The following is a 25,585-nucleotide window of genomic DNA, read 5'->3' on the forward strand; positions in this document are numbered from 1 at the left end:
AAACGGCCGTTCAAAAACTGAACAGGCCGGCTCTTATAACGCCGCGACCACCGCGTCACCCATTTCGCTACAGGTCACGCGTGTCATGCCTTCCGACCAGATGTCGCCGGTACGCAGACCTTGGTCCAACACCTTGCCGACCGCATCTTCGATCTTCACCGCCAAGTCTTCGCGACCCAACGAATAACGCAACATCATCGCCGCCGACAGGATCGTCGCCAACGGGTTGGCCTTGTTTTGACCGGCGATATCCGGCGCCGAACCGTGGCTTGGCTCGTACATGCCTTTGTTGTTGGCATCCAGAGAGGCCGACGCCAACATACCGATCGAACCGGTCAACATCGAGGCTTCGTCGGACAGAATGTCACCGAACATATTGCCGGTCACCATCACGTCGAACTGCTTCGGATTCAACACCAACTGCATCGCCGCGTTATCGACGTACATGTGTTTGACTTCAACTTCAGGGTACTCTTTGGCCACTTCATTGACCACTTCACGCCACATCTCGGTCACTTCCAAAACGTTGGCCTTATCCACCGAAGTCAGTTTTTTGTTACGCTTCATCGCCGCCTGGAAAGCGACATGCGCGATGCGCTTCACTTCAGACTCGGAATAAACGTAAGTGTTGAAGCCCTGACGCTCGCCGTTTTCCAGAATACGGATACCGCGTGGCTGGCCGAAATAGATGCCGCCCGTCAATTCGCGCACAATCAGAATATCCAGACCGGCAACAATCTCAGGCTTAAGCGTTGAAGCCGACGCCAATTGCGGATACAAAAACGCCGGACGCAGGTTGGCGAACAACCCCATCTCTTTGCGCAGACGCAGCAGCCCTTTTTCCGGGCGGACGGAGATATCCAACGACTCCCACTTGTAACCGCCCACGGCACCCAACAACACGGCATCGGCCGCATGTGCTTTATCCATGGTCGCATCGGCTAAAGGCACGCCATGCACGTCATAAGCCGCACCGCCCACCAGGTCTTCTTCCATGGTGATATCCAAACCGTCGGTTTCAACCAGCTTGTTCAATACCTTCACTGCTTCTGCAGTGATCTCAGGACCAATGCCGTCACCCGGCAAAATCAACACATGTTTTGTCATCTTCATTCTCTTTTTCTTTTCACCACGAAACTCACGAAGAGCACGAAGTGATTAGCCATTTTTCGATTTTCTTGTAAAGGATTAACCTTCGTGAACTTCGCGTTCTTCGTGGTTAACTAGCATCAACGTTCAATTCGCAAACAACCAAGGGGCCTGCTGCTTGCGCTTGGCCTCATACGCCTTGATGTCTTCCTGATGCTGCAAAGTCAGACCGATATCGTCCAGACCGTGCAACAGGCAGTGGCGGCGGAAACTATCCACTTCAAACGCAATGGTCTCGCCGTTCGGCTTGATGATCTGCTGCGCCTGCAAATCCACAGTCAACTGATAACCTTCCGTGGCATACACTTCCTGGAACAGCGCATCGACAATCTTGTCGTCGAGAATAATCGGCAGAATGCCGTTCTTGAAGCTGTTATTGAAGAAGATATCCGCATAACTCGGGGAAATAATCACATCAAAACCGTAATCCTTCAACGCCCAAGGCGCGTGTTCACGGCTCGAACCGCAACCGAAGTTCTCGCGCGTCAGCAGAATCTTCGCACCCTGATAGCGCGGCTGATTCAACACAAAATCCTTGCGCAACGGACGGCCCGAGTTATCCGCATCCGGCTGACCGACGTCTTCGTAACGCCATTCGTCAAACAGGTTAGGGCCAAAGCCGCTACGTTTGATCGACTTTAAAAACTGTTTCGGAATAATCGCATCCGTATCCACATTGGCACGATCCATCGGCGCAACGATGGCTGTCAACTTGACAAACTTATCCATTTCTCTTCCTCCGCTGCTTACAGATAATCACGCACATCAACAAAATGACCGGCTACCGCTGCGGCCGCCGCCATTTCGGGACTCACCAGGTGAGTGCGTCCGCCCGCACCTTGACGCCCCTCGAAGTTACGGTTGGACGTTGAGGCGCAATGCTTGCCGGCAGGCAGGCGATCGGCGTTCATCGCCAGACACATTGAACAGCCGGGGTTGCGCCACTCAAAGCCAGCTTCGATGAAAATCTTGTCCAGCCCTTCCTGCTCCGCCTGCTGCTTCACCAAACCGGAACCTGGAACGGCAATCGCCAGTTCCACCTTGTCGGAAATTTTCTTACCTTTCAGCACGCTGGCCGCGGCACGCAAATCTTCAATACGCGAGTTGGTGCATGAGCCGATAAACACATACTCCACCGGAATATCCTTGACCGGCATATCGGCTTTCAGGCCCATGTAATCCAGGGCGCGGCGAATACCGTTGGCCTTGACCGGATCGGTTTCCTTGTCCGGATTCGGCACCATGCCGTTGATATCCAATACCATCTCCGGCGAGGTTCCCCAGCTGACTTGCGGTTCGATTTTGGAACCGTCCATCTCGACCACGATGTCGAACTTGGCATCGTCATCCGAATGCAGCTCTTTCCAGGCTTCCACCGCCAAATCCCAATGCTCGCCTTTCGGCGCGAAAGGACGGCCTTTGACGTATTCAACCGTCTTATCGTCCACGCCGACCAGACCGACACGCGCACCGGCTTCAATCGCCATATTACAGACCGTCATACGGCCTTCCACCGACATGTCACGGAACACCTGACCGCCGAACTCCATCGCGCAGCCGGTTCCGCCGGCCGTACCGATTTTGCCGATAATCGCCAGCACCACATCCTTAGGCGTCACGCCGGGCTGCAGTTTGCCGTCGATTTTCACCAGCATGTTTTTCATCTTTTTCTGAATCAAACACTGGGTTGCCATCACGTGCTCCACTTCGGAGGTACCGATGCCGTGCGCCAACGCACCCAAAGCGCCGTGCGTGGCCGTGTGCGAATCGCCGCACACTACCGTCATCCCCGGCAGCGTCGCGCCCTCTTCAGGCCCCACAACATGCACAATCCCCTGACGCGGATCGCCCATGCCGAATTCGGTAATGCCGAACTCCTGAGCGTTCTTGCCCAACGTAATCACCTGAATACGCGACACCGGGTCTTCGATGGTTTCCGGACCGCCTTTCAATTCGGTGGTCGGCACGTTATGGTCGCACGTGGCCAGGTTGGTCTCTACACGCCAAGGTTTGCGGTGCGCCAGGCGCAGCCCCTCGAATGCCTGTGGTGAAGTTACTTCGTGCAGCAGCTGGCGATCGATGTAAATCAAGGCCGTGCCGTCCTCTTCCTGACGCACTACATGGGCGTCCCACAACTTATCGTATAAAGTTTTTCCTGCCATTATTGCAACCCAACTTAAGTGATGTTTAACTGAAATTTAACAAATAGCTTGAAATTATATCACTTCATAAACGCTTCTAAAGGGTAAAATACACGCAAGATTCTCCCCCAAGCAGAAAGTGCATTTGTTATGAGTTATTCGGTAAAAGAGGTGTTTTATTCATTACAGGGTGAAGGCTTCCACAGCGGCCGCCCGGCGATTTTCTGCCGCCTGAGCAACTGCAACCTGTGGACCGGCCGCGAACAGGATCGCAGCGATGCCGTCTGCCAGTTCTGCGACACCGATTTTATTGGCACCGACGGGCAAAACGGCGGTCGCTTCAAGGACGCCAAAGCGCTCTGCCGGCATCTGCGCGCTTTCTGGCCTGACGCCAACATTCCGCCTTTTGTGGTGCTCACCGGCGGCGAACCGCTGCTGCAGGTCGATCAAGCCCTGATAAATGCGTTGCACCAACACGGTTTTGAAATCGCCATTGAAACCAACGGCACCAAACAGGCACCGGACGGCATCGACTGGGTTTGCGTCAGCCCCAAAGCCGGCGCGCCTTTGCTGCTCGACCACGGCGACGAACTCAAACTGGTCTATCCGCAACCGGCATTGCTGCCGGAAAAAGTCGCGCATCTGGATTTCAAATTCTTTTATCTGCAACCGATGGCGGATGCCGACCCTGAGATCTCCGTTAACAATGTCCGTCAGGCCGTCGCATACTGTCTGACTCACCCGCAATGGAAACTCAGCCTGCAAACGCATAAATTGCTCGGCATCGACTAAATTCCAACTCGCAAAAAATCGCCTCCCAAAAACTCAACAGGCCGGGTCTATGAAAAATATTCAACAATTCACAATCGAAGGCATCACCCACGACGGTCGCGGCGTCGCGCGTCTTGACGGCAAAGCGGTTTTTATCGATGGTGCCGTACCGGGCGACGTCGTCAATGCCCGTCTGGTCGAACACCAACCTAAATTCGACGTGGCGCAACTGCTCGAAATCGAACAGCCCTCGGCCGAGCGCACCGCGCCCTTCTGCGAACACTACAACACCTGCGGCGGCTGCCAGCTGCAGCACCTGACGCTGGACGCGCAACGCTACTGGAAAGCCGAAAACTTCATTACCCGCCTGACCCAGGCGGTGGACGCCAAACAGTGTCAGATCGCCGCTCCCCTTATTGGCGCAGGACAAGCCTACCGCCGTCGCGCGCGCTTTGGCCTGGCCATTTCCAAACATGACAAACAGGCACGTCTGGGCTTCCGCCAAAAAGCCTCCAATGAACTGGTCGACATTCCCCACTGTCCGGTTCTGTCCGATACACTCAACGCCACCTTGGCAGCACAACGGGAAGAGTGGCTATCGCAGGCCAGCCGCGCCTACAAGGAAATCACCTTGGTCGAGGCCGACAACGGCGTTTTTGTCAGCGGGGCGGTCGAACAAACCCCAGCGCCGCACATGCCGTTTTATACGCTTGACGGATTGCAACTGCGCTTTCCGAGCGACGGCTTTATTCAAGTCAATGCCGACATCAACCGCCAAATGGTCAAACAGGCGCTCGAGTGGCTGGAACTGCAACCGCAGCATCGCGTGCTGGATCTGTTCTGCGGGATCGGCAACTTCACCCTGCCCATCGGCCGACAGGTCAAACAGGCCATCGGCGTGGAAGGCTTGGAAGAACTGGTGGCCACCGCCAACGACAACGCCAAAGACAACCAGCTGCCGCAGTGCCAGTTTTACAAGACCGATCTGTTTGACGACGTCAGCCATCAGCGGTGGTTTAAAAAACAGCGTTACGACCGCGTGCTGCTCGACCCGGGCAGACAAGGCGCCTTTGAAATCAGCAAAACGCTGCACCAGCTCAAACCGGAATTGATTGTCTATGTGTCGTGCAATGCCGCTACACTGATCCGCGACATCAAAGAACTGGAAAAACAGGGCTACCGCCTGACGCGCGCCGGCCTGATCGACATGTTCCCGCACACCACCCATACCGAGGTGATGGTGCAGCTCAAAAAAACCAAAACAACGCAAACCGACCGCAAAAAACGTCCGGCTTTTAAGTTTTGAGCGCTGACATCAATAGCGCTGAGTAACCCCGAAAAAGACTTCGAAATCCTGGCCTTGCTTATCCAAGGCCACCTTGGAACCCACATCCCACTGTCGATTCGCATCGGGTTGGTAGGTTAGCCCAAAACTGGCGTAAGGCACGTACTCTGCGGCCAGATCCCTTTCGCCGATATATTCAACATAACCGCCCACTTGCGACCCCACATCAAACCCCAGCACAGCCGTATGACTTCCCGACCAGCCCATTTCATCTTTTGACTCGTCATACAGATAATCCGCCTGCGCCTGCAAACCAACCCCAAACCCGCCCAAGTCGGACGCATAAGTCACAATAATCCCGCCCTCGGTCTTATCATTGCTCAAGGCGCCGCTGGGGATTTTCACATAAGGCAGCAGCGCCAGGGCATTTTCACCGCCAGCATTTCCCCAAAGATTGATTTTACTGCGCAACTCAAAATCGCCATGACTGCTGCGGGAATGCGTTACACCCAGCGCACTCACCTCTTCATACACATACGGGGAGACAACCAAATGCAGGTCAACCGAATCCGTGACTCCGTATTTCAAGTTTGTGCTAAAAGCCTCATAGCTGCGAACCGTCTCACCGGATGCACGATCCTGCGCAAACCCGACAAGCGTCGTTTCAACCTGCCAATGCCCTTTATCCACCGTTTGCGGACTTTCTGTCGCATCCGGACGGTCGGCCGCCAGCGGCCTTAACCCGTCCTGAGCATAGGACGACTGCACCCCCAACATCCCCCAAACAGCAAGCGCATTCAAACCCAATTTCGTCTTCTTATTCATCAACCAAACACTCTCATTAAACAACCGAAGATTAAAAAAGCCATAACTTAGCCTTGACTAATTTTTTTATTAGACTAAGCTATACCTTAAAAATTCGCAACATTAATTTGCGCTCAAAGCCGACATAAGAACCGGACATTAAGCACCTTGCCATCCATACCATTTAAGAAACGGGCTGTTGCAAGATAGAGCGCAGGCAAACTTTTTCATTTAAGATAGATATTTATGAAAACACTCAAGAACCCATTAAAATCAAACGCAATAAAATCCAAGATTATTCTGCAGTTTGCTGCCGCGGTTATGCTCAGTTTTTCCTGGGTGCAGAATGCCGCAGCGCAACTCAACGTGACCGTCACCACCGGCATGATTGCCGATCTTACCGAGAATATCGGCGGTGAAAACGTCAAGGTGACCGCGCTGATGGGCAGCGGCGTCGACCCGCATCTTTACAAAGCCACCCAAGGCGACCTGAGACGCCTCACCCAAGCCGATCTGGTGCTCTACAACGGCCTGCATCTGGAAGGCAAGATGCAGGAGATTTTTGACAAACTTGCCCGCAAAAAACCGGTATTCGCTATCAGCGATCGCATTGCCGAAACACGTTTGCTTCGTCACGGCGCCGTTCACGACCCGCACATCTGGTTTGACGTGCAACTGTGGATTGAAGCCGGCAAACGCATTACCGAAATTCTGGCCGAACAAGACCCCGAACACGCCAAAGCCTACCAGCAGCGCGCTCAAAACTACCTGAACAAACTGGCTGAACTGGACAGCTGGGTACAACAGCAAATCCAGCAGATTCCGCAACAAAAACGCATCCTCATCACCGCCCACGACGCTTTCGGTTATTTCGGCAAGGCCTATGGCCTGAACGTTATGGGACTGCAAGGCATCAGCACCGCGGCGGAGTTCGGCTTGCAGGACATCAAACAACTCAAGGACGTGATTGTCGCCAACCATATCAACGCCGTCTTCGTCGAATCGAGCGTCTCGCCGCGCTTTATTGAATCGCTGGTCAAAGGCGTGGCGGCGGAAGGTCATCAGCTGCATATCGGCGGAGAGCTATACTCCGACGCCATGGGGCTGGCCGACACGCCGGAAGGCACTTACATCGGCATGGTACGCCACAATGTCAGCACCATTGTCAGCGCCCTTATTCACAGCACGCTTAAGGATCAACAGACAGCGCAAGGAAACCCATGAAAAACACGCCCCTCTCGCCCGCTCCGGTTGCGGTGCGCAATCTGAATATGCGCTATCACCACAAGCCGGTGCTCACAGATGTCAGCTTTGAGATTCCGGCCGGCAAAACCGTCGCCATTGTCGGCCCGAATGGCGCCGGCAAATCCACCCTGCTCAAGGGGATGATGGGACTGCTGCCGCTGATGGAAGGCGAAGTGCGCTTCTTTGGCGAACCCTTAGCCCAGAAGCGCCTGGTCACCGCCTATGTGCCGCAGCGCGAAGAGGTGGATTGGGATTTTCCGATCGATGTCATGGATGTGGTACTCATGGGACGCCACGGCCAGCTGCGCCTTTGGCAAAGACCCAGCCGCGAAGACATCGCCATTGCCGAACAGGCCCTCAAAGACCTCCATATGTGGGAGTTCCGCGACCGCCAGATCAGCCAACTTTCCGGCGGACAGCAGCAGCGCGTCTTTCTGGCGCGCGCCTTGGCGCAACAGGCCAGTCTCTACCTGATGGACGAGCCTTTTGCCGGCGTGGATGTCGCCACCGAAAAAGCCATTATCGAACTGTTCAAACAGCTTAAGGCACAGGGCAAAACCATTGTCTGCGTGCACCACGACCTCAACACCGTCGGAGAATATTTCGACTGGATTCTGTTTGTCAACGCCCGTCTGGTGGCCGCCGGCCCGGTGAAAGAAGTTCTAACGCAGGAAAACCTGCACAAAACCTATGGCGGTCGCCTGTCGCTGTTGAACGAACTGACCGAAGCCATGTACCGCAGCCGCCTGAACCAGGCTCACGAGCACGACTGAAACCATGCAGGACTTTACCTTACTCAACCAACCCGATGTCTGGGAACTCTGGCTCAGCTTCTGGCGCTTCGAGGACATCAACGCCCTGTGGGTGCTGATGGGCAGCTTGCTGCTCGGCATGGGCGCGGCGGTGATCGGCAGCTTCGCTTTCCTGCGCAAACGCTCTTTGATCGGTGACGCTTTGGCGCACGCCGCCCTGCCCGGTGTGATGACCGCCTTTCTGCTGTTTCACAGCCGCGACCCATGGATTATGTTCAGCGGCGCTCTGGCAAGCAGTTTTATCGGTTTTTTCATTATCGACTGGCTACCCAAACATACCAAAATCAAACCCGATGCTGCGCTGGCGATCACCCTCTCCTTCTTTTTCGCCCTCGGCCTGATGCTACTCTCCTATATCCAGGGGTTGGAAGTGGAAAACAAAAGCGGGCTCGATAAAATCCTCTTCGGCCAGGCCGCCGCCATGACGCAGGACGACATCCGCCTGCTGGCTTATGTCACCGTCTTTATTCTGCTCGTCGTGACCCTGTTCTTCCATAAGTTCCGTCTGATCGCCTTTAACCGCCTCTATGCGCAAAGCCTGGGCATCAATATCGCCTTCTACGAACTGGTATTGGCCTTGCTGATTGTGATGGCGGTCGTCGTCGGACTGCAGCTGGTGGGCGTGGTCTTGATGGCCGCCGTGCTGCTCACCCCGATGGCGGCGGCGCGCCTGTGGAGCGACAACCTCAAAACCATCCTGTTGATTGCCGGCCTGCTTGGCGCTCTGAGCGCGCTCATCAGCACGCAAATCTCCTATCTGGCGCCCGCCATGCCGACCGGCCCGTGGATGGTCGTCAGCCTTGCGATCCTCTTTGTCGCGTCACTGCTCTTTGCGCCGCAAAAGGGGCTATTGCAACGCGCCTGGCAGCAACGCCGTTTGCGTCACAAGGTCGCCGAGGAAAACCTGTTGCGCACCCTCTATAAACTGTGCGAACGCGGCGATTTCCATACGCGCTCGTTCAGTCTTGCCGAGATTCAGGCACTGCGCGCCATGCCGGTCAGCCGCCTGCAGATTCATTTGCAGCGCCTTGCCAAAAACGGCCTGGTCAGCCACTGTCCGCAAGGCTGGTGTTTGACCGACGCCGGTTTTGAACAGGCCAGTCTGCTGACGCGCCGCCACCGTCTGTGGGAGAGTTATCTGAACGAACGCGCCGACCTCACACCCGAACAGATTCATCTGCAGGCGGAACGCATCGAACACATCCTGACCGATGAACAGAGCCGCCAGATCGAGGCGGAACTGAGTTCAACGCAAACCGACCCGCACGGCCAACCGATTCCGGCCGCCACCGCCAAATCCGGAGACGCGAGATGACGACGTTTATTCAAGACCACCTCTCAGACCTTTGGATTCTGGCGACCGCCTCTTTGGTGGCCATCTCCTGCGCGCTGGTGGGCGTATTCCTGATTCTGCGCCGCCAGTCGCTGATGGGCGACGCCATCAGCCACTCGGTACTGCTGGGCATCGTTCTGGCCTTTATGTTGAGCGGCACCCGCGATCTGCCGGTGCTATTGGGCGGAGCCGTCCTCATCGGTCTGGTCACCGCCTGGCTCAGCGACAGCCTTCACAAGGTCGGTAATCTGCAAAAAGATGCCGGCATCGGCATTGTCTTTACGCTGTTTTTTGCCATCGGCGTGATTCTGATCTCTCTCTATGCCGGACAGATCGACCTGGACCAGGAGTGCGTGCTCTATGGTGAAATCGCGTTTGTGCCTTTCGATACCATTATCTGGGGCGACATGGAAAACGGCATTGATTTGGGGCCTCGCGCCTTCTGGAGCATCGCCATTGTGTTCGCACTGGTGCTGGCCAGCATCTGGATCGCATTCGGACGCCTGCAAACCGTATCCTTCCACCCGAGCCTGGCCGCCTCATTGGGCATCAACGTTCTATTCTGGCACTACTTTCTGATGACCCTGGTGTCGCTGACCACGGTAGCGTCGTTCGACGCCGTCGGCGCGATTCTGGTGGTCGCCCTGCTGGTGATTCCGGCGGCCAGCGCCTATCTGCTCGCCAAATCGCTCAAAAATATGCTGTGGCTGGCGGCTCTCTATGCGGAGGTGGCGGTATTGACGGGGTACGCGCTGGCAGTCTGGCTGGACAGCTCGATCTCCGCCTCGATTGCGGTCTGTGCCGGCCTACTGCTGTTTTTGACGGTCGTGGGATTGCAAATCCATAAACTGCGCCTGCAAAAGCGGGCCGTCAAAACGCTCGCATAAAAACCGAAATAAAACCCGGGAAACCGCATTTTATGATTGATTTATTGAACCACTGAGTACACGAAGAGCACGAAGACTTTGAGCATTAATCAGTTTTCGGTGTTATTTTTACGTCCGCGCTTTAAAGCAGTTTGAAAAACATTTCAAATCGATCAGATGCATTAAGAAGATATATCAAGTTCTTAGAAAAACTTCGTACTCTTCGTGTGCTTCGTGGTTTTAAATCATCATCAACCTATCCATCACAAAATATTGAACCCGAAAACTCAACAGGCCGGGTAGGCGTCTTCCCGGCTATCCGGTTTGCGCCTCCAATAACGGCAGCAGGGTGTTTTCAATATAATCGGCCACCCCCTCTTCGGCATTGGATTTGGCGATGACCGGATGATGAATCAACGCCTTGAGCGCATCGGTGGCGTTATCCATCACCACGCGATGACCGACCAGGTTGAGCATCTCCTTGTCATTCATGCCGTCGCCCATCGCTACCGTTTCCTGAGCATCGATACCGATTTGCGCCAACACGCGCTCCAGCGCGCGCCCTTTGGAGACCCCGAAGTTCATGATTTCCAGATATTCCGGCGACGTGAAGGTGATGCTGAGTTTGCCGTGAAAATGCTGCTGCAACAGCGTCTCCAACGGCACCAGGGCGTCGTGATCGGCGGTGAAGTAGATTTTGTCGATATGGCTTAAATCCAGCGCGCTGAAATCGCTCAACTGATATTCAAAGCCCGAAGCGTCGTGAATGGCCAGCAGCTCCTCGTGCGGTTCCTCCACCAGCCACAAATCCTGTTTGTAGAGATTGCGATGGATTTCAAAACCGCGCGACAGCTTGAGCACCTGCGCCACCAGTTCGGCCGGCATGTGATTTTCATAGAGCACATGCCCATCCTGATTATGCACGCGCGCGCCGTTGGAGGTAATCAGATACATCGGTATGCCGAGGCGTTTGGCAAGCAGATACACATCTTCATAATGCCGCCCTGTGGCGAGCATAAATTGCACACCGGCCGCCACCAACGACTGCACGGCGGCCACGGTACGCGGGGTGATTTTATGGTTGTGGTTAAGCAGCGTGCCATCCAGATCGCAGACGACCAGACGGATATTTGAAGGAGTCTCTTTTATAGATGAAAGGGGTTGAGGTGAGGATTGCATGGTGTTTTCAGTCTATTCAACTTAGCCGCGAACGTTCACCAGAGACGCCAAGCCGCTTACCCGGCCTGCGCATTCTTGAAGTGCGGTTTTCTTTTCTTTGCTGACGCCCCCTTACCGGCATCAACGCTCAAACCCGTCCATTGTGCCCTGAAACAACGGTCGAATCAATCTCGGTGCGCTGCAATAAACAGCCAGCCAGAGCGCTAAACGGCCGGAGGATGCGCCATAGCAAGTTCCTGCGCGGTAACAAAACGGGTGATCAGCGCCAACTGATCCGCGCCGAGATGTTCAAACTCAAAGGCCACTCGATACTGCGGTGCTTTATCCTTTGACACTGTGCTCGGCGTGCTTGCCCCATGCGGGTCGTCGTCCTCCAGACGCAGCACATTGACCACACGCGCCTCCACCACCTGCGGGTGCGACTCTATCTGCAAAAACAGCACCACAGATTCGGACACCTCATAACTATCTGGCGTATGAATGGCGATACCGCCCACACTCAAATTGGCTTGTTGCAACGCCCATTCACCCGGTTGGGGCACCCCGTCGCCGTAATGCTTGAGTTGCCGGCAGGCCGACTCATACAAATTCAGCTTGGCAACCAGCGCCACCAATACCTGGGAAAGCCAATTCCCCTGCTCCGCCAACGCATTCAAATTATGTAAATAACTATCCGCCGAAAAAGGCGCCCCGCCCTTATTGCCGATATACAAAACCCGGTCGCTGTGACTGCATTGGGCCATTAACAGCAGAAAGTAAATCAGTCCCTCAACGTGTTTGTTAAAAGCCTGCATCAACGGATACACCTTGGATTGCCGCAACGCCTCATACTGCAACGGGGCCAAGGCCTGGGCCCGCCGCTCGCGAAACTCGGCGTGTTCCAGAGGGTTTTGTTGATTAAAAAAACGCTCCAGCATCCAAAACACAAAATCGAGCTGCTGATCGAATTGCATAAAGAGTGCCGCCGCGCCGTTGGCAACATGTTTGGGTTCGGAAAACAAACGCGCCAATGTCAGATTGGCCTGCTCAATCTGCTGTCGATTTTCGGCAGATAAGGCCATGCGCTGCAGGCTGGCTGCCGGCGCATGTTCCTGCAAGCGGTACACATAAATTGGAATTTCCGCGTTTACCCGGAAATGTCTGCGTTTGTTCTGCACTCTAAGCCCCTTGTGTGCAACGGCGGATGGTGCAATCTTGCCTTATTCCTGATTAATCCGCAACAATCCGCAGTTACTTAAGGTATTTGCGCCGATACAGACAGAACCGGGCTTATTCGATACAATTTGCTTGAAGAGATCGTTTGGAGTGAACAACATGCCGAATCCCGAGCAGCGCGCCCGCGTTTACCATCTGTTAGTCGAAAGCGAAACGCTCTGCCAACAGCTCAAAGCGCAGATTCACACGCTGGAAGATCTGGATAGACTCGCCAGAGAGCACTCCCTGTGTCCATCCGCCCGAGTGGGCGGCGATATCGGCATTTTCGGCCCGGGCAAAATGGCAGCGGCGTTCGATGAGGTGGTCTTCAATCAAGAAATCGGCCAGATTCACGGCCCAGTCAAGACGGCTTACGGCTATCACCTGATCTGGATCGCCAGACGCAGGTAATCACGCCCGCAGTAAAGCGCTGTTTTCTGCACACGTGGTGTCGACTGTTCACAACATACACAACTTATCCACAGGATATCAGCACTTTTATTCCGCTATTGAGGGCGCTGATTCAGTAAAGAACTGCCCTACTCTTTGCACTCGCCATCTCTAATGACCAGTTTGTTGTAGAGCGCCAGCGACAGAATAATCAGCGCCACGCCGATAATCAGGTAGAGCGCATAGAGCATCTGCGTCGGATCGTTCAGCGCGGTTTTGAAGACCACCATCAACGCCTCGATCGACAAGGCAATGATGATCGCGCTCAAGAACTTCGACAGCAGCCGCGACTCGTCTTTCTTGTCGGAATAGGCCTTGAAGAACACCTCGCGTTCCAGCAGGGTTTTCGCCAGGTCAAAAATCGCCAGCCCCATAGTTAGCGCCACAATCGGCTTAAACACGCTCTCCAACGAATATTCCGCCGGATGCACCAGCTGCAGGAAATAGTCGTAAAACGCATAGCCGATCGACATCACCGAAAAAAACGTCAACGACAAACCGATAATGAAATAAAACCCCTTGGAAAACTGGTTGAACAGTGGATGACGCTCAACCAAACCAAAACGCGTCAGCAGCGTGGTGAGGTTAAAGTCAAAAAAGTAGTTGTAGTCTTCCCCGTAAAACAGCACCGTCACACAGGTTTCACCGGTTGCCGAACTGATGTATGGACTGCTGATCGACACATTCTGCTCTTTCGGCTCGACTTTGGAGACCAGATAGGCGCGGTTTTTGCCCTTGGCCTCTTCAACGCGGCGGTTCTTGTAGATATTGGACGACACCTGCACAAAATCGCTGTCGGTCACATACACCAGCTCCAGACTCGGAAAAACGCGAAAAAACCGCTGTATTTCAGCCTCGTTGTTATGCATGATCTGACCGTTGTTGCGCAGCGTTTCAATCAAAAACTTCTCGATATCCTCTCGGTTCTCGTTATAAAGGCTAATAAACTCTTGCATGATTCATTCCCGGTTTTCTTCGTTGAAAAAGGTTAGTAAAAAATTTTGTAACAATGAGAAACGGCGACTTTCCAATACTTACGCCGCAACAGATGAAATGGCCGGATAGGATGTCATCGAACGCTCCACACAAACCTTGTTTAAGTCATTCAGTGCAGCATCCAACTCCATCGAAACACCGACAAACCGATCCATTTTCTGGTCTCTGAGCTTCATCTGCTCAAAATCGGTACCGCCCATTTGCGCATTCATATTTAACACTTCTTTGACTAAGGCATGTTGCTCCTGATGCAATAAACTGACTCGTTCATACTGCGGCAAGGTTTGAATGGATGCATCTGCCGCAATCAGCGCTTGCAACGCCTGGCTGACTTGGCAGGTCGTGTCATCCGAGACTTTATCAACATCAATGTTAACATTCACGCCATTGAGGTAGGATTGCGCACTCGTTAACCAGATTCGCATCTTTTGGCGGACATCGGCCATCCTGACGCCGAAAATCGGAGGCGTATCCTGTATTAACGCCCGGGCTCTAACCTCATCGATCTGGAACTTGCCCGTTTCGTTCGCCAGCAAATCCGCCTGAATTTTTAACGCATCTGCCGCTTCCGAGGTTTTCTCGACCAAAACAGCATTATTTTGTATGTTGGAGTCCAACGCCTGAATCGCCTGCGAAACCTCATGCACACTATGCTGCTGTTCCCGAATCGAATCCATCACCTGTGAAAGCGTATAACCAATACGTCTGACCTCTTCATTCACGACCGTAAAGGCCTTTTCGGTTTCTTGAACCTTATTTGCCCCCAGCGTGACCTTAACGGAGGATTCATCTATCAGACCCTTGATTTCTTTTGCCGCCTCTGCCGATTTTTGTGCCAAACTGCGCACCTCTCCAGCCACCACGGCAAACCCTCTGCCATGCTCACCGGCTCTGGCGGCTTCAACAGCCGCGTTTAACGCGAGCAAATTAGTCTGGAATGCAATACCGTCTATCAACCCGATAATGGCCGAAATTTTATCCGACGTGGACTGAATATCTTTAATAGCCTCTACAGTAGAACTCAACGCCACCTTCGCGTTATCGTTCTCCATTACCGCACCCTCGGCGATTTTTACAACCCGCGAGAGCTCCTGACCGTTCTCAATTTGAGTCTGGTTGACATTCTGCATGGTTGCATTAATCTCCTCCAAGGTCGCCGCAGCTTGCTGTGTGCGCTTTGACAGATCTTGCGATGCCTTTGAAGACTCTTCGGCCGCATGATTCACCGTTTCCGAAGCCTGCTTGATATACCAGATAATCGAACTCAAGTTGTCCAGGGAGACGTTGGTTGCGCCTTTCATGGCCGCCAACGAGCCTTGCAGATCTTTTTGTATGCGTCCGCGAACATCACCGGTTGCCAGACTGTTCATAACAAAAACCACGTCTTCAATAATCGCATTTAAAGCAGAAAACAACTCATTGATATTGTTAGAGGTATCCAAAAAGAAACCTTCGAGTTTCTGGCTGTCCAAATGCAAATTCGTATGCCCGATGGCGGCCATTTTCAACGTGGATTTGAGGGTATTTTCAATCTGCTTCTGCTGGGTAAGATCCAACCATTCAATCACCGTACCTATCTGCTCATTTGCCTGCTCAGAATAAACCGGACGGATTTTGATATTAAAAATAAACCCTGCAAGCTGTGCCTCAAAGTCCTGTTCTTTGGCGAGATCTTCGAAACGCTTTTCATTATGAAACAATGCCGCAATACCCTGTCCAATCAGACGCTCGGTGGCGCATTGCGGATAAACTTGCTGTAAAGCGGTTTGATGATCCTTAAAAAACGTTTGCAAGGCCTCATTCATATAGAGAATGTTGCCGCGACGGTTCACCATCATTATCTGCGATGAAGCGCTGTCCAATGCCGATTTCAGGCGAGTGCTTCGATTCAAACGTGTCTGCGCATCGTCATACATTTCACCCAGCTGAACCTGCATGACCTTAACCGCCGAGACCAACTTGCTGAGCGAGTGTTGACCGTAAGTATTCACCTGCCCCGAAAAGTCGCCTTCGCGCATTTTGTCGATTAACGCTTTAGCTTGGCCAAGACGGATATACGCATATTTTTTGCCGGCCCATGCATAAGCGAAGAACAACACACTGATAGCCGCAACCCAGGCGACCGGAATATTCACGATGCCGGACTGAATCAACGTAGCTCCAATGCCGAGCAGCCCGATCATCGTCAACATCAAATTAAACGGATGAATTTCATTGAACAGATAAATGCGCTGCAAGGGTGTGATTTTAAAACCGTTTCGCAAAATAACCCGGCCTTGCTCAACCTCTTGATAGAACCGTTCCGCTTGCTGCTTGCGGGATGCGTCAATCGGCTTTCTAACGGACAGGTAGCCGATGATTTTTCCATCCTGCACTCTGGGGATCACATTGGCCTCTACCCAATAATAATGCCCTTCTTTAGTAAGATTTTTGACCACTTGAACCCAAGGCTTACCCGCTTGGATTGTTTGCCACATATCTTTAAAAACAGCTTTAGGAACCGCCGGATGGCGCAGAAGATTATGCGGTTGGCCGATTAGCTCTTCTCGTGTGTAACCGCTCGCCTCCACAAAGGCATCATTGACTTCGACGATGGTGCCAGTCAAATCGGTCTTTGAGACCAGCGTACCCAATCCTGAAATATCGACTTCGGTTTCTGTTACTGCGCGATCCATAACCTTTCCTAATGTTGAATTGTGATCATTTTCTAAACGGATATCTGCACGGTTTCAACGGACTTATCGTGATAAAACACATCAAAACAGGCCACATGCAGCTCCCCTGTCGATAAACTGACCGTTTTGGAAACCGTTAAACACAGCTGCATATCAATTAACGACCGGTAAGGGTTGGAGACATAAATCCGGCCGGGCAGCTCCATCGCCTTCATAAAATAGCGGCGGTTTTTCCAGCACAGCCCCTTGCCCTTTTTTAAAATCGCGTGCATCCCCGTCTTGGTGCTCTCCCACTCTTCGCTGACCTGATAACCGTCTTCATCGAGAATAAAAAAGCGTTTAACAAACGAGAGCGCCGAAATCTGCCGCATCTTGCTCTCCAGCCCCTCCAGACTCAAGGGCGCATCCAGCTCGTCAAACAGCGCTTCATAGCCTTTTTTCTGAATATGGCGAATAAAGTGCTTCTCATTCAGATAAGTCGGGTAATGCGCGGTAATCTCTTTAATGCGCTGCTCACCGTCGGCCAACTTGTCCAGCGCTTCATGCGGCCGGGCAAAATAGAACCCCTGCACCAAGTCGATTCCCACATCCATCGCCATCAGCGCCTGGGCGCGGGTTTCGATGCCTTCCATCAACGAGATGCTGCCCGCCTCTTTGATCAAACGGTTTAGATTTCTGAGAATGCTCTGGCTGCGCAGGCTTTTACTGGCTTCCAGCAGCACGCGGCGATCCAGCTTGACGATATCCGGCTGCGCCTTCCAGATACGGTCGATATTGGAGTGGCCCGCACCGAAGTCATCCAGCGCAATCAAACAACCGATCTCGCGGAACATGCCGATCAGTCTTTCAAACAAAGCCTCGTCGGCGATTTCGCTCTCGACAATCTCAATGACAATCTCATGGCCTTTGACTTTCAATTGAGCCAGCAGATCCTCCAAACAGAAGTCCTCCAGACTCTGCAGATTGGCAAAATCCAGATTCAAAAACAGCCAACTCTCCTCGGGCTTGACCTTCTGCCAATGCAGCAGATGCATCCAGTTCAGGGTGCGCGCGTAATCGGCGGCCTTAATATGAGCGGGCGGCGTCAAACACTCCGCCGCCCCCAATAACTTTCCATTTAAAGAACGGCCCCGAATCAACGCCTCGGCACCAATGCACGCCTGATTCGAAAAGCTGTAAATGGGCTGGAATACCGAAAACAACTCGCGGTCTGTCATTGGACTTAACGGCTCATCTACCTCCCTGTTAGGATGAAATTGAATAACACTTGCTCCCATTTTTGCACTGTCCACTATTTGGCTTACCCGCCATTACTCCATTAACTACGCCGACAAAGCGGCGACCACATCACAGACCTCATGCGCGACCACCGAGATTTTCTTGCCTTGATCCATTGCCATTTTACGCAGCGTTTTATAGGCCTGATCCTCGGACATATTTTTATGCTCGATCAACAACCCCTTCGCCCGCTCAATCACCGCCCGCTCAGCCAACTTGTCCTTTACCTGCAGCAGCTCTTTTTTCATGCTCTGACACAGTTTGAAACGCGCCATTGCCACCTCAATGATCGACTGCACCCTTGAACTGGTTTTACCGTCGACAATAAAGGCGCTGATACCGGCCTTGACCGAGCGCGCAATCAGATGCGAATCATGCACGGCGCTGAAACAGACCACCGGTTTCGGGCAATATTCATGCACCACCGCACATTGCTCCAATAACGACGCCGACGGCTTGGCCACATCCAGCACAATCAAATCCGCCGGGGTCGTCGTCAGCGCCTTCAATACATTGTCGGTCACAGAAATCACCTCGACGCGCTTGGCGTCCAAAGCCCGCAACCCCTCCAACAAAACCTGACTGCCATCCGGCGCATCACTTACCAGCAATACCTCTAAACTCACTTCAGCCTCCAGAATTCACAGCGTGACCCATAACACAATTACAAAAACAAATTTCAATCCAATAATAAAATACCATTATTATTCAACCTGTTAATCATTCAACAAGATTTCACAAAAGCAAATAAATGCCATTTAAATGCAGGATTGCACCAAAATAAAAAAAGACAATAAAGCAGAGTAACGCAAGAACAATAAAAAAGCCCCCTTAAGACGCTCTTAAGGGGGCTTTAAAAAAGAAAGGATTTTTCGGCCTGCAAAAACTCAACAGGCCGGGTAGGTCAACGCACTCTTCAGGCCTGCCTGCCGCTGGTTGACACATGGTAATGCGGGTCTTCGGAGACATTGATCTCAATCAGATCCTTGGCATCCTCCAGTAACACATGGCATTCCGGACTCAAATGCTTCAACACCAATTTCTTACCGGCTGCGCGGTATTTCTTGGTCAGGCTGTCAATCGCCTCCAACCCGGTGTGGTCGTAGACGCGCGAATGCATAAAATCGATCTGCACACACTCCGGATCGTTTTTAGGGTCAAAACTGTCGATGAAGTTCTTCGCCGAGGCAAAGAACAGCGGCCCCTGCACCTTGTAGGTTTTAACGGTTTTGCCGTCACGCTCTTCAAGCGACGTTTCCAGCAAAATGCGCTGCGCATGCTGCCACGCAAACACCAAGGCAGACACCACCACGCCGGCAATCACCGCCACCGCCAAATCAAAAATCACCGTCAAGGCCGTCACCAACAGCATCACAAAGGCATCCGCCTTGGTCATGCCGCGCATAATGTTCCAGCTCGACCAGTTAAAGGTTGCAATTACCACAAAGAACATCAAACTGACCAACGCGCCAATCGGCACCTGCTCGATCAGCGGCGACGCCACCAATACAATAACCAGCAAACCCAACGCTGCGGTAATGCCCGACAAACGCCCCGTGCCGCCGGATTTGACGTTAATCATCGACTGGCCGATCAGCGCACAACCGCCCATCGTACCGAAAGTACCCGCCGTGCAGTTGGCCGCCCCCAGAGCGATACACTCTTTATTGGCCTTGCCGCGGGTTTCGGTAATGTCGTCAATCAGCGTCATCGTCAGCAACGACTCCACCGAACCGATAATCGTCAGAATCACCGCATACGGCAGCACAATCCACAACGTCTGCAAGCTCCAGAAATCCGCCGGCAAGGTGGTGAACCAGCTCAAGCCCTGAAAGCCGCCCGCCGTGCCGTCACCGTACACCAAGGATTCCAGAGTGCCGGAAACCGCCGCGCGATCACCCACGGTAATCGCATTGATATCAAACAGCACCACCGCAACCGACACCAGTACAATCGCCGCCAACGCCGAGGGAACCGCCTTGGTCAAACGCGGCAGCAGATAGATAATCGCCAAGGTCGCCGCAATAATCAGCAGCATGATATTCAGACTGTCGCCCGTCAGCCACTGGCCCTCCGCATCCTTAAACTGCGTGAACTGCGCCACCAGAATAATCAGCGCCAAACCGTTCACAAAGCCGAGCATCACCGGCGACGGCACCATGCGGATAAACCGCCCCCACTTCATCACGCCGATGAAAATCTGCATCATGCCCATCAGAATGACCGCCAAAAACAGATAGGACGCGCCATGCTCCATCACCAGATGCATCATCACCACCGCCAACGAACCCGCCGCCGCCGTAATCATGCCCGGACGCCCACCGAAAATGGCGGTAATCATGCCCACGATAATCGCCGCATACAATCCCACCAACGGATGCACGCCGGCCACAAAGGCAAACGCCACCGCTTCCGGAACCAACGCCAGCGCCACGGTAATGCCCGACAAGGTATCGTTTTTATAGGTCCGCCAATTGAACGGCACTTTCTGTTCCATGTGAACTCCTCAATATAAAGTGCTGCAAATTCTAGCAAAAACCCGCTAAAATTGCCCGACTAAGGGCCTTTAAACACTCCGCTCCAACAAAGGAATCTAATCTATGTGGATCAACCATATCGGCGAAATCGCCATGGGATTTTTTATCTTGCTGATCGTCCTGCATTTTGGACTGCACTTCCTTTTCAAAGCGAAACGTGTTAAAAAACAAAAGGATGCACAAAAAGAGGATTAACCCATGTTAATCAAATTCCTTGGATTTCTGGTTGGCACGATTTATCTGGTGTTCTTCTGGGTCGGCGGCCCGTTTTCGCTCTATATGCTGTTCTTTGCTTCCGCCGAACAAATCCGCGACTGGTTCTTCTACATGGCCATCGGCGCCGTACTCGTAACCCTGCTCACATTGACATACGAAAAAATCGCCCAATCCAAAGACCCGCTTAATCCGTCGCAATTCATGATCCTGCCCATGGGCATTTTGGCGACCGTTCTAAACTTTGTTGTCAGCTACACCGCGTCTTTTTGGATATAAAACTCATACCCCTAAAATTCAAAACCCCGGTTAAGTTCAACTTAACCGGGGTTTTTCGCTTCCAGCAGCCAAACAAATCGCTCTAATGCAAATCACTACGTATTTTTACAAAATAGCGGCTTTATTGAGGTAGAATTTTCACCAACGCATTTTTTCAAATTAATGAAATACAACACCTTAATTTAACCTGATAAAGTGCTTAATAACCAATATATTGGCAAGATTGCCTGATAATAAATGTTAGATTTTTAAAGGAGTTACATGGCATTAAATAAAATCGCGATATTTCTTCGAAAAAACTGGACTATCAATAGATTTAGAGATGCGATTATTACAACCTTTGAATCGCCAGATGTTTCAGAAATGATTTTGTGTTCCGGATTTTTTCAAGAAAACAAGCATTATATGGCGAGTAATGATTTTAAAAACATTTGTGGAAAAAACAAAAAGACACTAAAAGTGGTTGGCCTATATAGCTACAACTGGAGAGGAGATTTTGATGCTTTCTGTCAGGGAGTAGTTAATAACAATTGTCCCGCATGCCTAACGGTTAAAAAATTTAGAGTACCTGGCATGAAATGGCACGCGAAAATAATGGTTGGAAAAAAAAATAATCAGCCAGTAATAGCAAGTATAGGTAGTAGTAACATCACTAGAAGAGCCTTTGGAAAAAACATGAATTTTAACTACGAGAGTGATGTCATAATCTGGGATGATTCGATAAATTCAATTTCAGAAAGACTTAATGAATTATTTCAGGCAAGTCTTGATCAATCGGATGAAGTAGTTATTTCAGAATATGATCCAGAAGATTGGCGCAATGGAAACCTCACACTAGTAGAAAAAGTTAAAAAACTGGAACAAGATATATTTGAAAATGCTCAACTTGAGGAATAATCTAACAATGCACTCAACCCGACCGCGCTAACGTTCGGCCTGTTAGCTTAAACGTAAGGCATATGAGGAACCTATGTCACACGATTCACAATCTACCAAATTGGCAAATATTGCAAAAAAAATAAATGAGCGGCATTCAGGCTATCTCGACACACTTAAACAGGGATACAGCGAACTGGAGCGTGATGATTTTATTTGGCATTTTCTTCTACAGAGTTTCTCCACTATGGGAAGATCTTCTGGATGGAAAGGGCTTATTGGCAATAAAGACAATTACAACCGAATTACATTTCAGGCTTTGTCTAAGCACGATGCAGTAACAAGAGAAAAAACAGTTAAATATGTATGTCGCACCGCCAAAGTGAGGATGCCGGACAAGAAGGCGCAGTATATTCTTGGTTGCTACGATTTAGTGACAAAACTAGGCGGGTTAAAAGCAACCAAAAGTATGCTTTTGGCTGAGCCTGGGCGGGAAGCAAAAATTAAATTTCTCAAACAATTCCCGGGCATAGGTCCAAAGTACGCACGAAATATCATGATGGATGTTTACCATGAAGATTTTAGAGATAGTATAGCTATTGATGCTCGAATCAAAGCCATATCTGAAACGCTAGGGCTTTCCTTCAGGAAATACGAAGAGCATGAGAAGTTCTTTCAAGATGTAGCTAGCAAAGCGGGCCTCAACGGCTGGGAACTCGATCGCTTGATGTACAATTTCAGAGATGATTTTGAACGCGGTATCACAAATGCCTAACAATACGCTTGTTCGAACACAGACTACGTTACGCTACGTTTGCCGCACAACTTGATCGTTATACATAAAAAATCCATAGAGCCAAACTCGATTGATTTAAATTGGTTTTAAAATCATCGCCAGAAATTCTCAACAGGCCGGGTAAAGAGCTTCTCTACCCGGCCTGTTGAGTTTTTGGCGGCGAAAAATGAACGCTATTTACAATAGGCTCTTTTGCAATACAAATAAAAGCAAAGCCGCTTTCTAACCTTCTCCCCCCTCTTTCACTTGAGGCCCACTTGTCTTACAATGTCTTACACGCGCAAAGCAAAGGAGAATGAACATGGGGTCTTTAACGCTTAGATTAGACGAGGAAACAGAAGCCTTGCTCACGCATTTTTCGGAAGTGTTGCAACAAAACAAATCAACGCTGGCAAGAGCGGGAATTGTGGACTATTTAAACCGCCAGAAAGCCTTAGAAGAACAAAAGGCGCTGTTGGGAAAACAGATAGCGGTTTCTTCCAAGGAGGCCGCGGCGCAAAGAATCGCGGAATCTGAAGCGTCCTATCAATTAAGCGATGAAGAATATGAGCACGCTATGGACGAGTTTTTTGCCAACGAACTTGGTTTGATACGATGAAACTGGTTAAAACCCGGTTTTACCTTCAGCAACTGCAGAATATTCTGCGTTTTATTGCGTTAAATAATCCTCATGCTGCGCTAAGTTTTGACAGATCGTTAACGGCTAAACTGAATTTGATTAGCCAACAACCGTATTTGTGCAGGGCGTCTCATTATATGCATGACGAATCCTACCGTGATTTAATTCATCAGGGCTACACATTGATTTATAAGATTGAAACAGACCGGCTGGTGTTGCTGGATATTTTCAAATGGGGAGCACGTTAGGGATGAGAAAGTCGACACAGAAAAAACAAAACCCGGCCTGTTGAGTTTTCAGCAGGCCGGGTTTTTGGCTTTAAATAACCGTTAAAAACGGTTAATTACAGGTAAGAACAGCAGTAGTCGGCAACGGTTTTGACCTTAATGCCAAACTTGGAGTTGGCTGGCACTTCAAAACTTTGACCGGCTGGAATCGCTTTCCACTCGGTTTCGCCCGGCAGCAATACTTCGACTTCGCCGGCCATCATTTCCATGATTTCGGCGGCGTCTGTACCAAACTCGTAGTCACCCGGCATCATAATACCCAAGGTCTTTTTAGTGCCGTCAGCAAACAATACAGTGCGGCTAGTGACTTTACCGTCAAAATAGATATTCGCTTTTTTAACGACTGTAACATTGTCAAATTGTGACATCTTGATTCCTTTGATTCGTTTGATTTCTTTTAAAAAATGCGTCGCAGATTATAGCCTCAAGCGCCACCGAGCACTAACTATTCTCACAGCGTGCATGCTCGCGCCGCAGCGACGGCGTGAGCGCATCAACCTCAATCGTCGTTTCTTAACACCGCCTGTTCGGCCGCGTCCAAGTCGCAAATGGAGACGTTGAGGTTGTGAATACGACCGTCCTTGATGTCGTAAATAAAGCCGTGAATACACAACTCCTGGCCTTTTTTCCAGGCCTTTTTCACGGCCGGAATATGACAGATATTGCGCACCTGCTCCATTACGTTCAACTCACACAGGCGGTTGACGCGTTGCTCGTAAGGCATGGCATCCAACTCCTGCTGGGCGCGGCGATAGTATTTACGGATCGGGCGAATCCAGTGGTCGATCAGATCGGGATTGGTCTCTTCCATGGCCGCCATGACGCCACCGCAGCCGTAATGGCCGTTGACGATAATATGCTTCACTTTGAGCACTTCAACCGCGTATTGAATGACACTCAGCACATTCATATCGCTGGAGTTGACCAGATTGGCGATATTGCGGTGTACGAAAATCGTGCCCGGATCCATCTTCACCAGCTCGTTTGCAGGCACGCGACTGTCTGAGCAGCCAATCCACAGATATTCGGGTTTTTGCTGGGCGGATAAATTGGAAAAGAATGTAGGACGGGCGGCATTAACCTCGTCTACCCATTGTTTGTTGTTGTTGAGTAGCAGGTCAATCGAGGGGTGAGTTTCACAGCATTTTTGGCACATAGTCGATCCTTTTGAGACGGCTCGGCACCACGCCCGCCATTATCCCCGTATATGGCGGCATGGTCTAAACCCGATTCAGCGTGTTATCAGAACATAAAAAATGCCCTGGGTAAGGGCATTTGTTACGGATTTAGAAGCGTATTATACAGCAAGCAGGGTTTTTCGCACCTTCCTTGGAAAACCGGTTAAAACCAGGTATTGGTGTTAACCGGTTTCTCCTTGTGCTTATGCTCGTTACCCAGCTCGTAAGCCGCTCTGAGCGCCTTGGCGATATGCGGGTTGGCTTGCAGATCAATTTGATAGTTCTCTGCAATTTCCTGCAAATATGCCTCGGGGCCGATTTCCTGATAAAGCTCCAGAAATCTTTCAACCCGCATTGGCAAGTTCGGGATCGCCGACGCAATGCGCGATTGAAACTTAACCACTTCCATCTCACTGGATTCCAGCATCTCAAACTTATAAGAGATGACATCCAAGTCATTCAGTTTCGCAATTCGACTCGGAAGCTGTTCCAAAAACAGATCGATATCATCAATAGTGTCCGGCAGATCAATATCGGATTCATAGCAAAAGGTTTCACCACGAAAATCGAATTCTGAACGCACCGTTATGATTGATTTCATCACTTCCACTCGCCCCTTATC

Annotated in this window: 27 protein-coding genes; 13 read left to right on the top strand and 14 right to left on the bottom strand. The window is 51.3% G+C overall.

All coding sequences use genetic code 11. The features are described from left to right. Nucleotides 1–33: 33 nt before the first annotated feature. The 3 genes from leuB to leuC form a co-directional block, all read right to left on the bottom strand. On the bottom strand, nucleotides 34–1,107 hold the full coding sequence (gene leuB, locus HZ297_RS04340) for a 3-isopropylmalate dehydrogenase (RefSeq protein WP_178861815.1): 1,074 nt from the start codon (nucleotides 1,105–1,107) through the stop codon (nucleotides 34–36). A 129-nt stretch (nucleotides 1,108–1,236) separates the two neighbouring features. Further along, entirely contained in the window at nucleotides 1,237–1,878 is a 642-nt protein-coding gene (leuD, locus tag HZ297_RS04345) for a 3-isopropylmalate dehydratase small subunit (protein WP_178861752.1), read from the bottom strand. Between the two features lie 17 nt (nucleotides 1,879–1,895). Then, nucleotides 1,896–3,311, bottom strand: a complete 1,416-nt coding sequence (gene leuC, locus HZ297_RS04350) for a 3-isopropylmalate dehydratase large subunit (protein WP_178861753.1) — start codon at nucleotides 3,309–3,311, stop codon at nucleotides 1,896–1,898. 129 nt (nucleotides 3,312–3,440) lie between these two features. Here leuC and queE point away from each other — a divergent pair, with 129 nt between their 5' ends. Both queE and rlmD read left to right on the top strand, forming a co-directional pair. Beyond that, nucleotides 3,441–4,082, top strand: a complete 642-nt coding sequence (gene queE / locus HZ297_RS04355) for a 7-carboxy-7-deazaguanine synthase (RefSeq protein ID WP_178861754.1) — start codon at nucleotides 3,441–3,443, stop codon at nucleotides 4,080–4,082. A gap of 49 nt (nucleotides 4,083–4,131) precedes the next feature. After that, the gene (rlmD, locus tag HZ297_RS04360) at nucleotides 4,132–5,367 is read left to right on the top strand and encodes a 23S rRNA (uracil(1939)-C(5))-methyltransferase RlmD (protein WP_178861755.1); all 1,236 of its coding nucleotides are present in this window, start codon (nucleotides 4,132–4,134) and stop codon (nucleotides 5,365–5,367) included. A gap of 9 nt (nucleotides 5,368–5,376) precedes the next feature. Here the strand turns inward: rlmD and HZ297_RS04365 are convergent, their stop codons facing one another. After that, a complete protein-coding gene (locus HZ297_RS04365) occupies nucleotides 5,377–6,171 on the bottom strand; it encodes a transporter (protein WP_178861756.1) in 795 nt (264 codons plus the stop codon). Between the two features lie 300 nt (nucleotides 6,172–6,471). On the opposite strand from HZ297_RS04365, the gene HZ297_RS04370 reads away from it, so the two are divergent. The 4 genes from HZ297_RS04370 to HZ297_RS04385 are packed head-to-tail and all read left to right on the top strand — an operon-like array spanning nucleotide 6,472 to nucleotide 10,427. Next, nucleotides 6,472–7,374, top strand: coding sequence for a metal ABC transporter solute-binding protein, Zn/Mn family (locus HZ297_RS04370; protein ID WP_246261619.1), 903 nt, complete (start codon nucleotides 6,472–6,474; stop codon nucleotides 7,372–7,374). Then, nucleotides 7,371–8,168 (top strand): metal ABC transporter ATP-binding protein, encoded by a 798-nt coding sequence (locus tag HZ297_RS04375; RefSeq protein WP_178861758.1) that lies wholly within the window; start codon nucleotides 7,371–7,373, stop codon nucleotides 8,166–8,168. The genes HZ297_RS04370 and HZ297_RS04375 overlap by 4 nt, the downstream gene beginning before the upstream one ends. Nucleotides 8,169–8,172: 4 nt before the next feature. Beyond that, the gene (locus HZ297_RS04380) at nucleotides 8,173–9,522 is read left to right on the top strand and encodes a metal ABC transporter permease (protein WP_178861759.1); all 1,350 of its coding nucleotides are present in this window, start codon (nucleotides 8,173–8,175) and stop codon (nucleotides 9,520–9,522) included. Then, nucleotides 9,519–10,427: a metal ABC transporter permease gene (locus HZ297_RS04385; protein WP_178861760.1), complete on the top strand. Its 909-nt coding sequence runs from the start codon at nucleotides 9,519–9,521 to the stop codon at nucleotides 10,425–10,427. The genes HZ297_RS04380 and HZ297_RS04385 overlap by 4 nt, the downstream gene beginning before the upstream one ends. Before the next feature lie 294 nt (nucleotides 10,428–10,721). Here HZ297_RS04385 and HZ297_RS04390 read toward each other — a convergent pair whose 3' ends face one another. Together HZ297_RS04390 and HZ297_RS12160 are read right to left on the bottom strand one after the other, a co-directional pair. Beyond that, the gene (locus HZ297_RS04390; RefSeq protein ID WP_178861761.1) at nucleotides 10,722–11,585 is read right to left on the bottom strand and encodes a Cof-type HAD-IIB family hydrolase; all 864 of its coding nucleotides are present in this window, start codon (nucleotides 11,583–11,585) and stop codon (nucleotides 10,722–10,724) included. A gap of 203 nt (nucleotides 11,586–11,788) precedes the next feature. Then, nucleotides 11,789–12,742: a PilZ domain-containing protein gene (locus HZ297_RS12160; protein WP_178861762.1), complete on the bottom strand. Its 954-nt coding sequence runs from the start codon at nucleotides 12,740–12,742 to the stop codon at nucleotides 11,789–11,791. A gap of 157 nt (nucleotides 12,743–12,899) precedes the next feature. Here HZ297_RS12160 and HZ297_RS04400 point away from each other — a divergent pair, with 157 nt between their 5' ends. Continuing rightward, complete coding sequence (locus HZ297_RS04400; RefSeq protein WP_178861763.1) at nucleotides 12,900–13,190, top strand: peptidylprolyl isomerase; 291 nt, start codon at nucleotides 12,900–12,902, stop codon at nucleotides 13,188–13,190. Between the two features lie 128 nt (nucleotides 13,191–13,318). Here HZ297_RS04400 and HZ297_RS04405 read toward each other — a convergent pair whose 3' ends face one another. The 5 genes from HZ297_RS04405 to HZ297_RS04425 all read right to left on the bottom strand — a co-directional run bounded on the left by HZ297_RS04405 (nucleotide 13,319) and on the right by HZ297_RS04425 (nucleotide 20,675). Beyond that, complete coding sequence (locus tag HZ297_RS04405; protein WP_178861764.1) at nucleotides 13,319–14,185, bottom strand: PDC sensor domain-containing protein; 867 nt, start codon at nucleotides 14,183–14,185, stop codon at nucleotides 13,319–13,321. Between the two features lie 78 nt (nucleotides 14,186–14,263). Next, nucleotides 14,264–16,900, bottom strand: a complete 2,637-nt coding sequence (locus tag HZ297_RS04410; RefSeq protein WP_178861765.1) for a methyl-accepting chemotaxis protein — start codon at nucleotides 16,898–16,900, stop codon at nucleotides 14,264–14,266. A 32-nt stretch (nucleotides 16,901–16,932) separates the two neighbouring features. After that, on the bottom strand, nucleotides 16,933–18,117 hold the full coding sequence (locus HZ297_RS04415) for a sensor domain-containing phosphodiesterase (protein ID WP_178861766.1): 1,185 nt from the start codon (nucleotides 18,115–18,117) through the stop codon (nucleotides 16,933–16,935). 105 nt (nucleotides 18,118–18,222) lie between these two features. Then, nucleotides 18,223–18,804 carry an ANTAR domain-containing protein gene (locus tag HZ297_RS12165; protein WP_178861767.1) on the bottom strand — a complete coding sequence of 194 codons (582 nt, stop codon included), beginning with the start codon at nucleotides 18,802–18,804 and terminating at the stop codon, nucleotides 18,223–18,225. A gap of 290 nt (nucleotides 18,805–19,094) precedes the next feature. After that, complete coding sequence (locus HZ297_RS04425) at nucleotides 19,095–20,675, bottom strand: SulP family inorganic anion transporter (protein ID WP_178861768.1); 1,581 nt, start codon at nucleotides 20,673–20,675, stop codon at nucleotides 19,095–19,097. A 103-nt stretch (nucleotides 20,676–20,778) separates the two neighbouring features. Between HZ297_RS04425 and HZ297_RS12105 the strand changes: the two genes are divergently transcribed. The 6 genes from HZ297_RS12105 (at nucleotide 20,779) to HZ297_RS04450 (ending at nucleotide 23,746) form a co-directional block, all read left to right on the top strand. Further along, nucleotides 20,779–20,910: a hypothetical protein gene (locus HZ297_RS12105; protein WP_281357395.1), complete on the top strand. Its 132-nt coding sequence runs from the start codon at nucleotides 20,779–20,781 to the stop codon at nucleotides 20,908–20,910. 3 nt (nucleotides 20,911–20,913) lie between these two features. Further along, nucleotides 20,914–21,207 (top strand): hypothetical protein, encoded by a 294-nt coding sequence (locus HZ297_RS04430; RefSeq protein WP_178861769.1) that lies wholly within the window; start codon nucleotides 20,914–20,916, stop codon nucleotides 21,205–21,207. A 261-nt stretch (nucleotides 21,208–21,468) separates the two neighbouring features. Then, nucleotides 21,469–22,104: a phospholipase D-like domain-containing protein gene (locus tag HZ297_RS04435; RefSeq protein ID WP_178861770.1), complete on the top strand. Its 636-nt coding sequence runs from the start codon at nucleotides 21,469–21,471 to the stop codon at nucleotides 22,102–22,104. A gap of 73 nt (nucleotides 22,105–22,177) precedes the next feature. Further along, a complete protein-coding gene (locus tag HZ297_RS04440; protein ID WP_178861771.1) occupies nucleotides 22,178–22,858 on the top strand; it encodes an HhH-GDP family DNA glycosylase in 681 nt (226 codons plus the stop codon). Nucleotides 22,859–23,180: 322 nt separating this feature from the next. Further along, nucleotides 23,181–23,477 (top strand): hypothetical protein, encoded by a 297-nt coding sequence (locus HZ297_RS04445; protein WP_178861772.1) that lies wholly within the window; start codon nucleotides 23,181–23,183, stop codon nucleotides 23,475–23,477. Then, on the top strand, nucleotides 23,474–23,746 hold the full coding sequence (locus HZ297_RS04450; RefSeq protein ID WP_178861773.1) for a type II toxin-antitoxin system RelE/ParE family toxin: 273 nt from the start codon (nucleotides 23,474–23,476) through the stop codon (nucleotides 23,744–23,746). The genes HZ297_RS04445 and HZ297_RS04450 overlap by 4 nt, the downstream gene beginning before the upstream one ends. 95 nt (nucleotides 23,747–23,841) lie before the next feature. On the opposite strand, the gene ppnP is transcribed toward HZ297_RS04450, so the two are convergent. The 3 genes from ppnP to HZ297_RS04465 form a co-directional block, all read right to left on the bottom strand. Then, nucleotides 23,842–24,153, bottom strand: coding sequence for a pyrimidine/purine nucleoside phosphorylase (gene ppnP / locus HZ297_RS04455; protein WP_178861774.1), 312 nt, complete (start codon nucleotides 24,151–24,153; stop codon nucleotides 23,842–23,844). A 131-nt stretch (nucleotides 24,154–24,284) separates the two neighbouring features. Then, nucleotides 24,285–24,941: a carbonic anhydrase gene (locus HZ297_RS04460; RefSeq protein ID WP_178861775.1), complete on the bottom strand. Its 657-nt coding sequence runs from the start codon at nucleotides 24,939–24,941 to the stop codon at nucleotides 24,285–24,287. 185 nt (nucleotides 24,942–25,126) lie between these two features. Continuing rightward, nucleotides 25,127–25,564: a ferrochelatase gene (locus HZ297_RS04465; RefSeq protein ID WP_178861776.1), complete on the bottom strand. Its 438-nt coding sequence runs from the start codon at nucleotides 25,562–25,564 to the stop codon at nucleotides 25,127–25,129. Nucleotides 25,565–25,585: the final 21 nt, after the last annotated feature.

It is taken from the genome of Thiomicrorhabdus cannonii, from assembly GCF_013391695.1.
Classification (GTDB): Bacteria; Pseudomonadota; Gammaproteobacteria; order Thiomicrospirales; family Thiomicrospiraceae; genus Thiomicrorhabdus; species Thiomicrorhabdus cannonii.

What these genes read in the sequence shown, in the direction of transcription:
- leuB (WP_178861815.1), bottom strand. Translation starts at nt 1,107, where the DNA reads ATGACAAAACATGTGTTGATTTTGCCGGGTGACGGCATTGGTCCTGAG.
- leuD (WP_178861752.1), bottom strand. Translation starts at nt 1,878, where the DNA reads ATGGATAAGTTTGTCAAGTTGACAGCCATCGTTGCGCCGATGGATCGT.
- leuC (WP_178861753.1), bottom strand. Translation starts at nt 3,311, where the DNA reads ATGGCAGGAAAAACTTTATACGATAAGTTGTGGGACGCCCATGTAGTG.
- queE (WP_178861754.1), top strand. Translation starts at nt 3,441, where the DNA reads ATGAGTTATTCGGTAAAAGAGGTGTTTTATTCATTACAGGGTGAAGGC.
- rlmD (WP_178861755.1), top strand. Translation starts at nt 4,132, where the DNA reads ATGAAAAATATTCAACAATTCACAATCGAAGGCATCACCCACGACGGT.
- HZ297_RS04365 (WP_178861756.1), bottom strand. Translation starts at nt 6,171, where the DNA reads ATGAATAAGAAGACGAAATTGGGTTTGAATGCGCTTGCTGTTTGGGGG.
- HZ297_RS04370 (WP_246261619.1), top strand. Translation starts at nt 6,472, where the DNA reads ATGCTCAGTTTTTCCTGGGTGCAGAATGCCGCAGCGCAACTCAACGTG.
- HZ297_RS04375 (WP_178861758.1), top strand. Translation starts at nt 7,371, where the DNA reads ATGAAAAACACGCCCCTCTCGCCCGCTCCGGTTGCGGTGCGCAATCTG.
- HZ297_RS04380 (WP_178861759.1), top strand. Translation starts at nt 8,173, where the DNA reads ATGCAGGACTTTACCTTACTCAACCAACCCGATGTCTGGGAACTCTGG.
- HZ297_RS04385 (WP_178861760.1), top strand. Translation starts at nt 9,519, where the DNA reads ATGACGACGTTTATTCAAGACCACCTCTCAGACCTTTGGATTCTGGCG.
- HZ297_RS04390 (WP_178861761.1), bottom strand. Translation starts at nt 11,585, where the DNA reads ATGCAATCCTCACCTCAACCCCTTTCATCTATAAAAGAGACTCCTTCA.
- HZ297_RS04400 (WP_178861763.1), top strand. Translation starts at nt 12,900, where the DNA reads ATGCCGAATCCCGAGCAGCGCGCCCGCGTTTACCATCTGTTAGTCGAA.
- HZ297_RS04405 (WP_178861764.1), bottom strand. Translation starts at nt 14,185, where the DNA reads ATGCAAGAGTTTATTAGCCTTTATAACGAGAACCGAGAGGATATCGAG.
- HZ297_RS04410 (WP_178861765.1), bottom strand. Translation starts at nt 16,900, where the DNA reads ATGGATCGCGCAGTAACAGAAACCGAAGTCGATATTTCAGGATTGGGT.
- HZ297_RS04415 (WP_178861766.1), bottom strand. Translation starts at nt 18,117, where the DNA reads ATGACAGACCGCGAGTTGTTTTCGGTATTCCAGCCCATTTACAGCTTT.
- HZ297_RS04425 (WP_178861768.1), bottom strand. Translation starts at nt 20,675, where the DNA reads ATGGAACAGAAAGTGCCGTTCAATTGGCGGACCTATAAAAACGATACC.
- HZ297_RS12105 (WP_281357395.1), top strand. Translation starts at nt 20,779, where the DNA reads ATGTGGATCAACCATATCGGCGAAATCGCCATGGGATTTTTTATCTTG.
- HZ297_RS04430 (WP_178861769.1), top strand. Translation starts at nt 20,914, where the DNA reads ATGTTAATCAAATTCCTTGGATTTCTGGTTGGCACGATTTATCTGGTG.
- HZ297_RS04435 (WP_178861770.1), top strand. Translation starts at nt 21,469, where the DNA reads ATGGCATTAAATAAAATCGCGATATTTCTTCGAAAAAACTGGACTATC.
- HZ297_RS04440 (WP_178861771.1), top strand. Translation starts at nt 22,178, where the DNA reads ATGTCACACGATTCACAATCTACCAAATTGGCAAATATTGCAAAAAAA.
- HZ297_RS04445 (WP_178861772.1), top strand. Translation starts at nt 23,181, where the DNA reads ATGGGGTCTTTAACGCTTAGATTAGACGAGGAAACAGAAGCCTTGCTC.
- HZ297_RS04450 (WP_178861773.1), top strand. Translation starts at nt 23,474, where the DNA reads ATGAAACTGGTTAAAACCCGGTTTTACCTTCAGCAACTGCAGAATATT.
- ppnP (WP_178861774.1), bottom strand. Translation starts at nt 24,153, where the DNA reads ATGTCACAATTTGACAATGTTACAGTCGTTAAAAAAGCGAATATCTAT.
- HZ297_RS04460 (WP_178861775.1), bottom strand. Translation starts at nt 24,941, where the DNA reads ATGTGCCAAAAATGCTGTGAAACTCACCCCTCGATTGACCTGCTACTC.
- HZ297_RS04465 (WP_178861776.1), bottom strand. Translation starts at nt 25,564, where the DNA reads ATGAAATCAATCATAACGGTGCGTTCAGAATTCGATTTTCGTGGTGAA.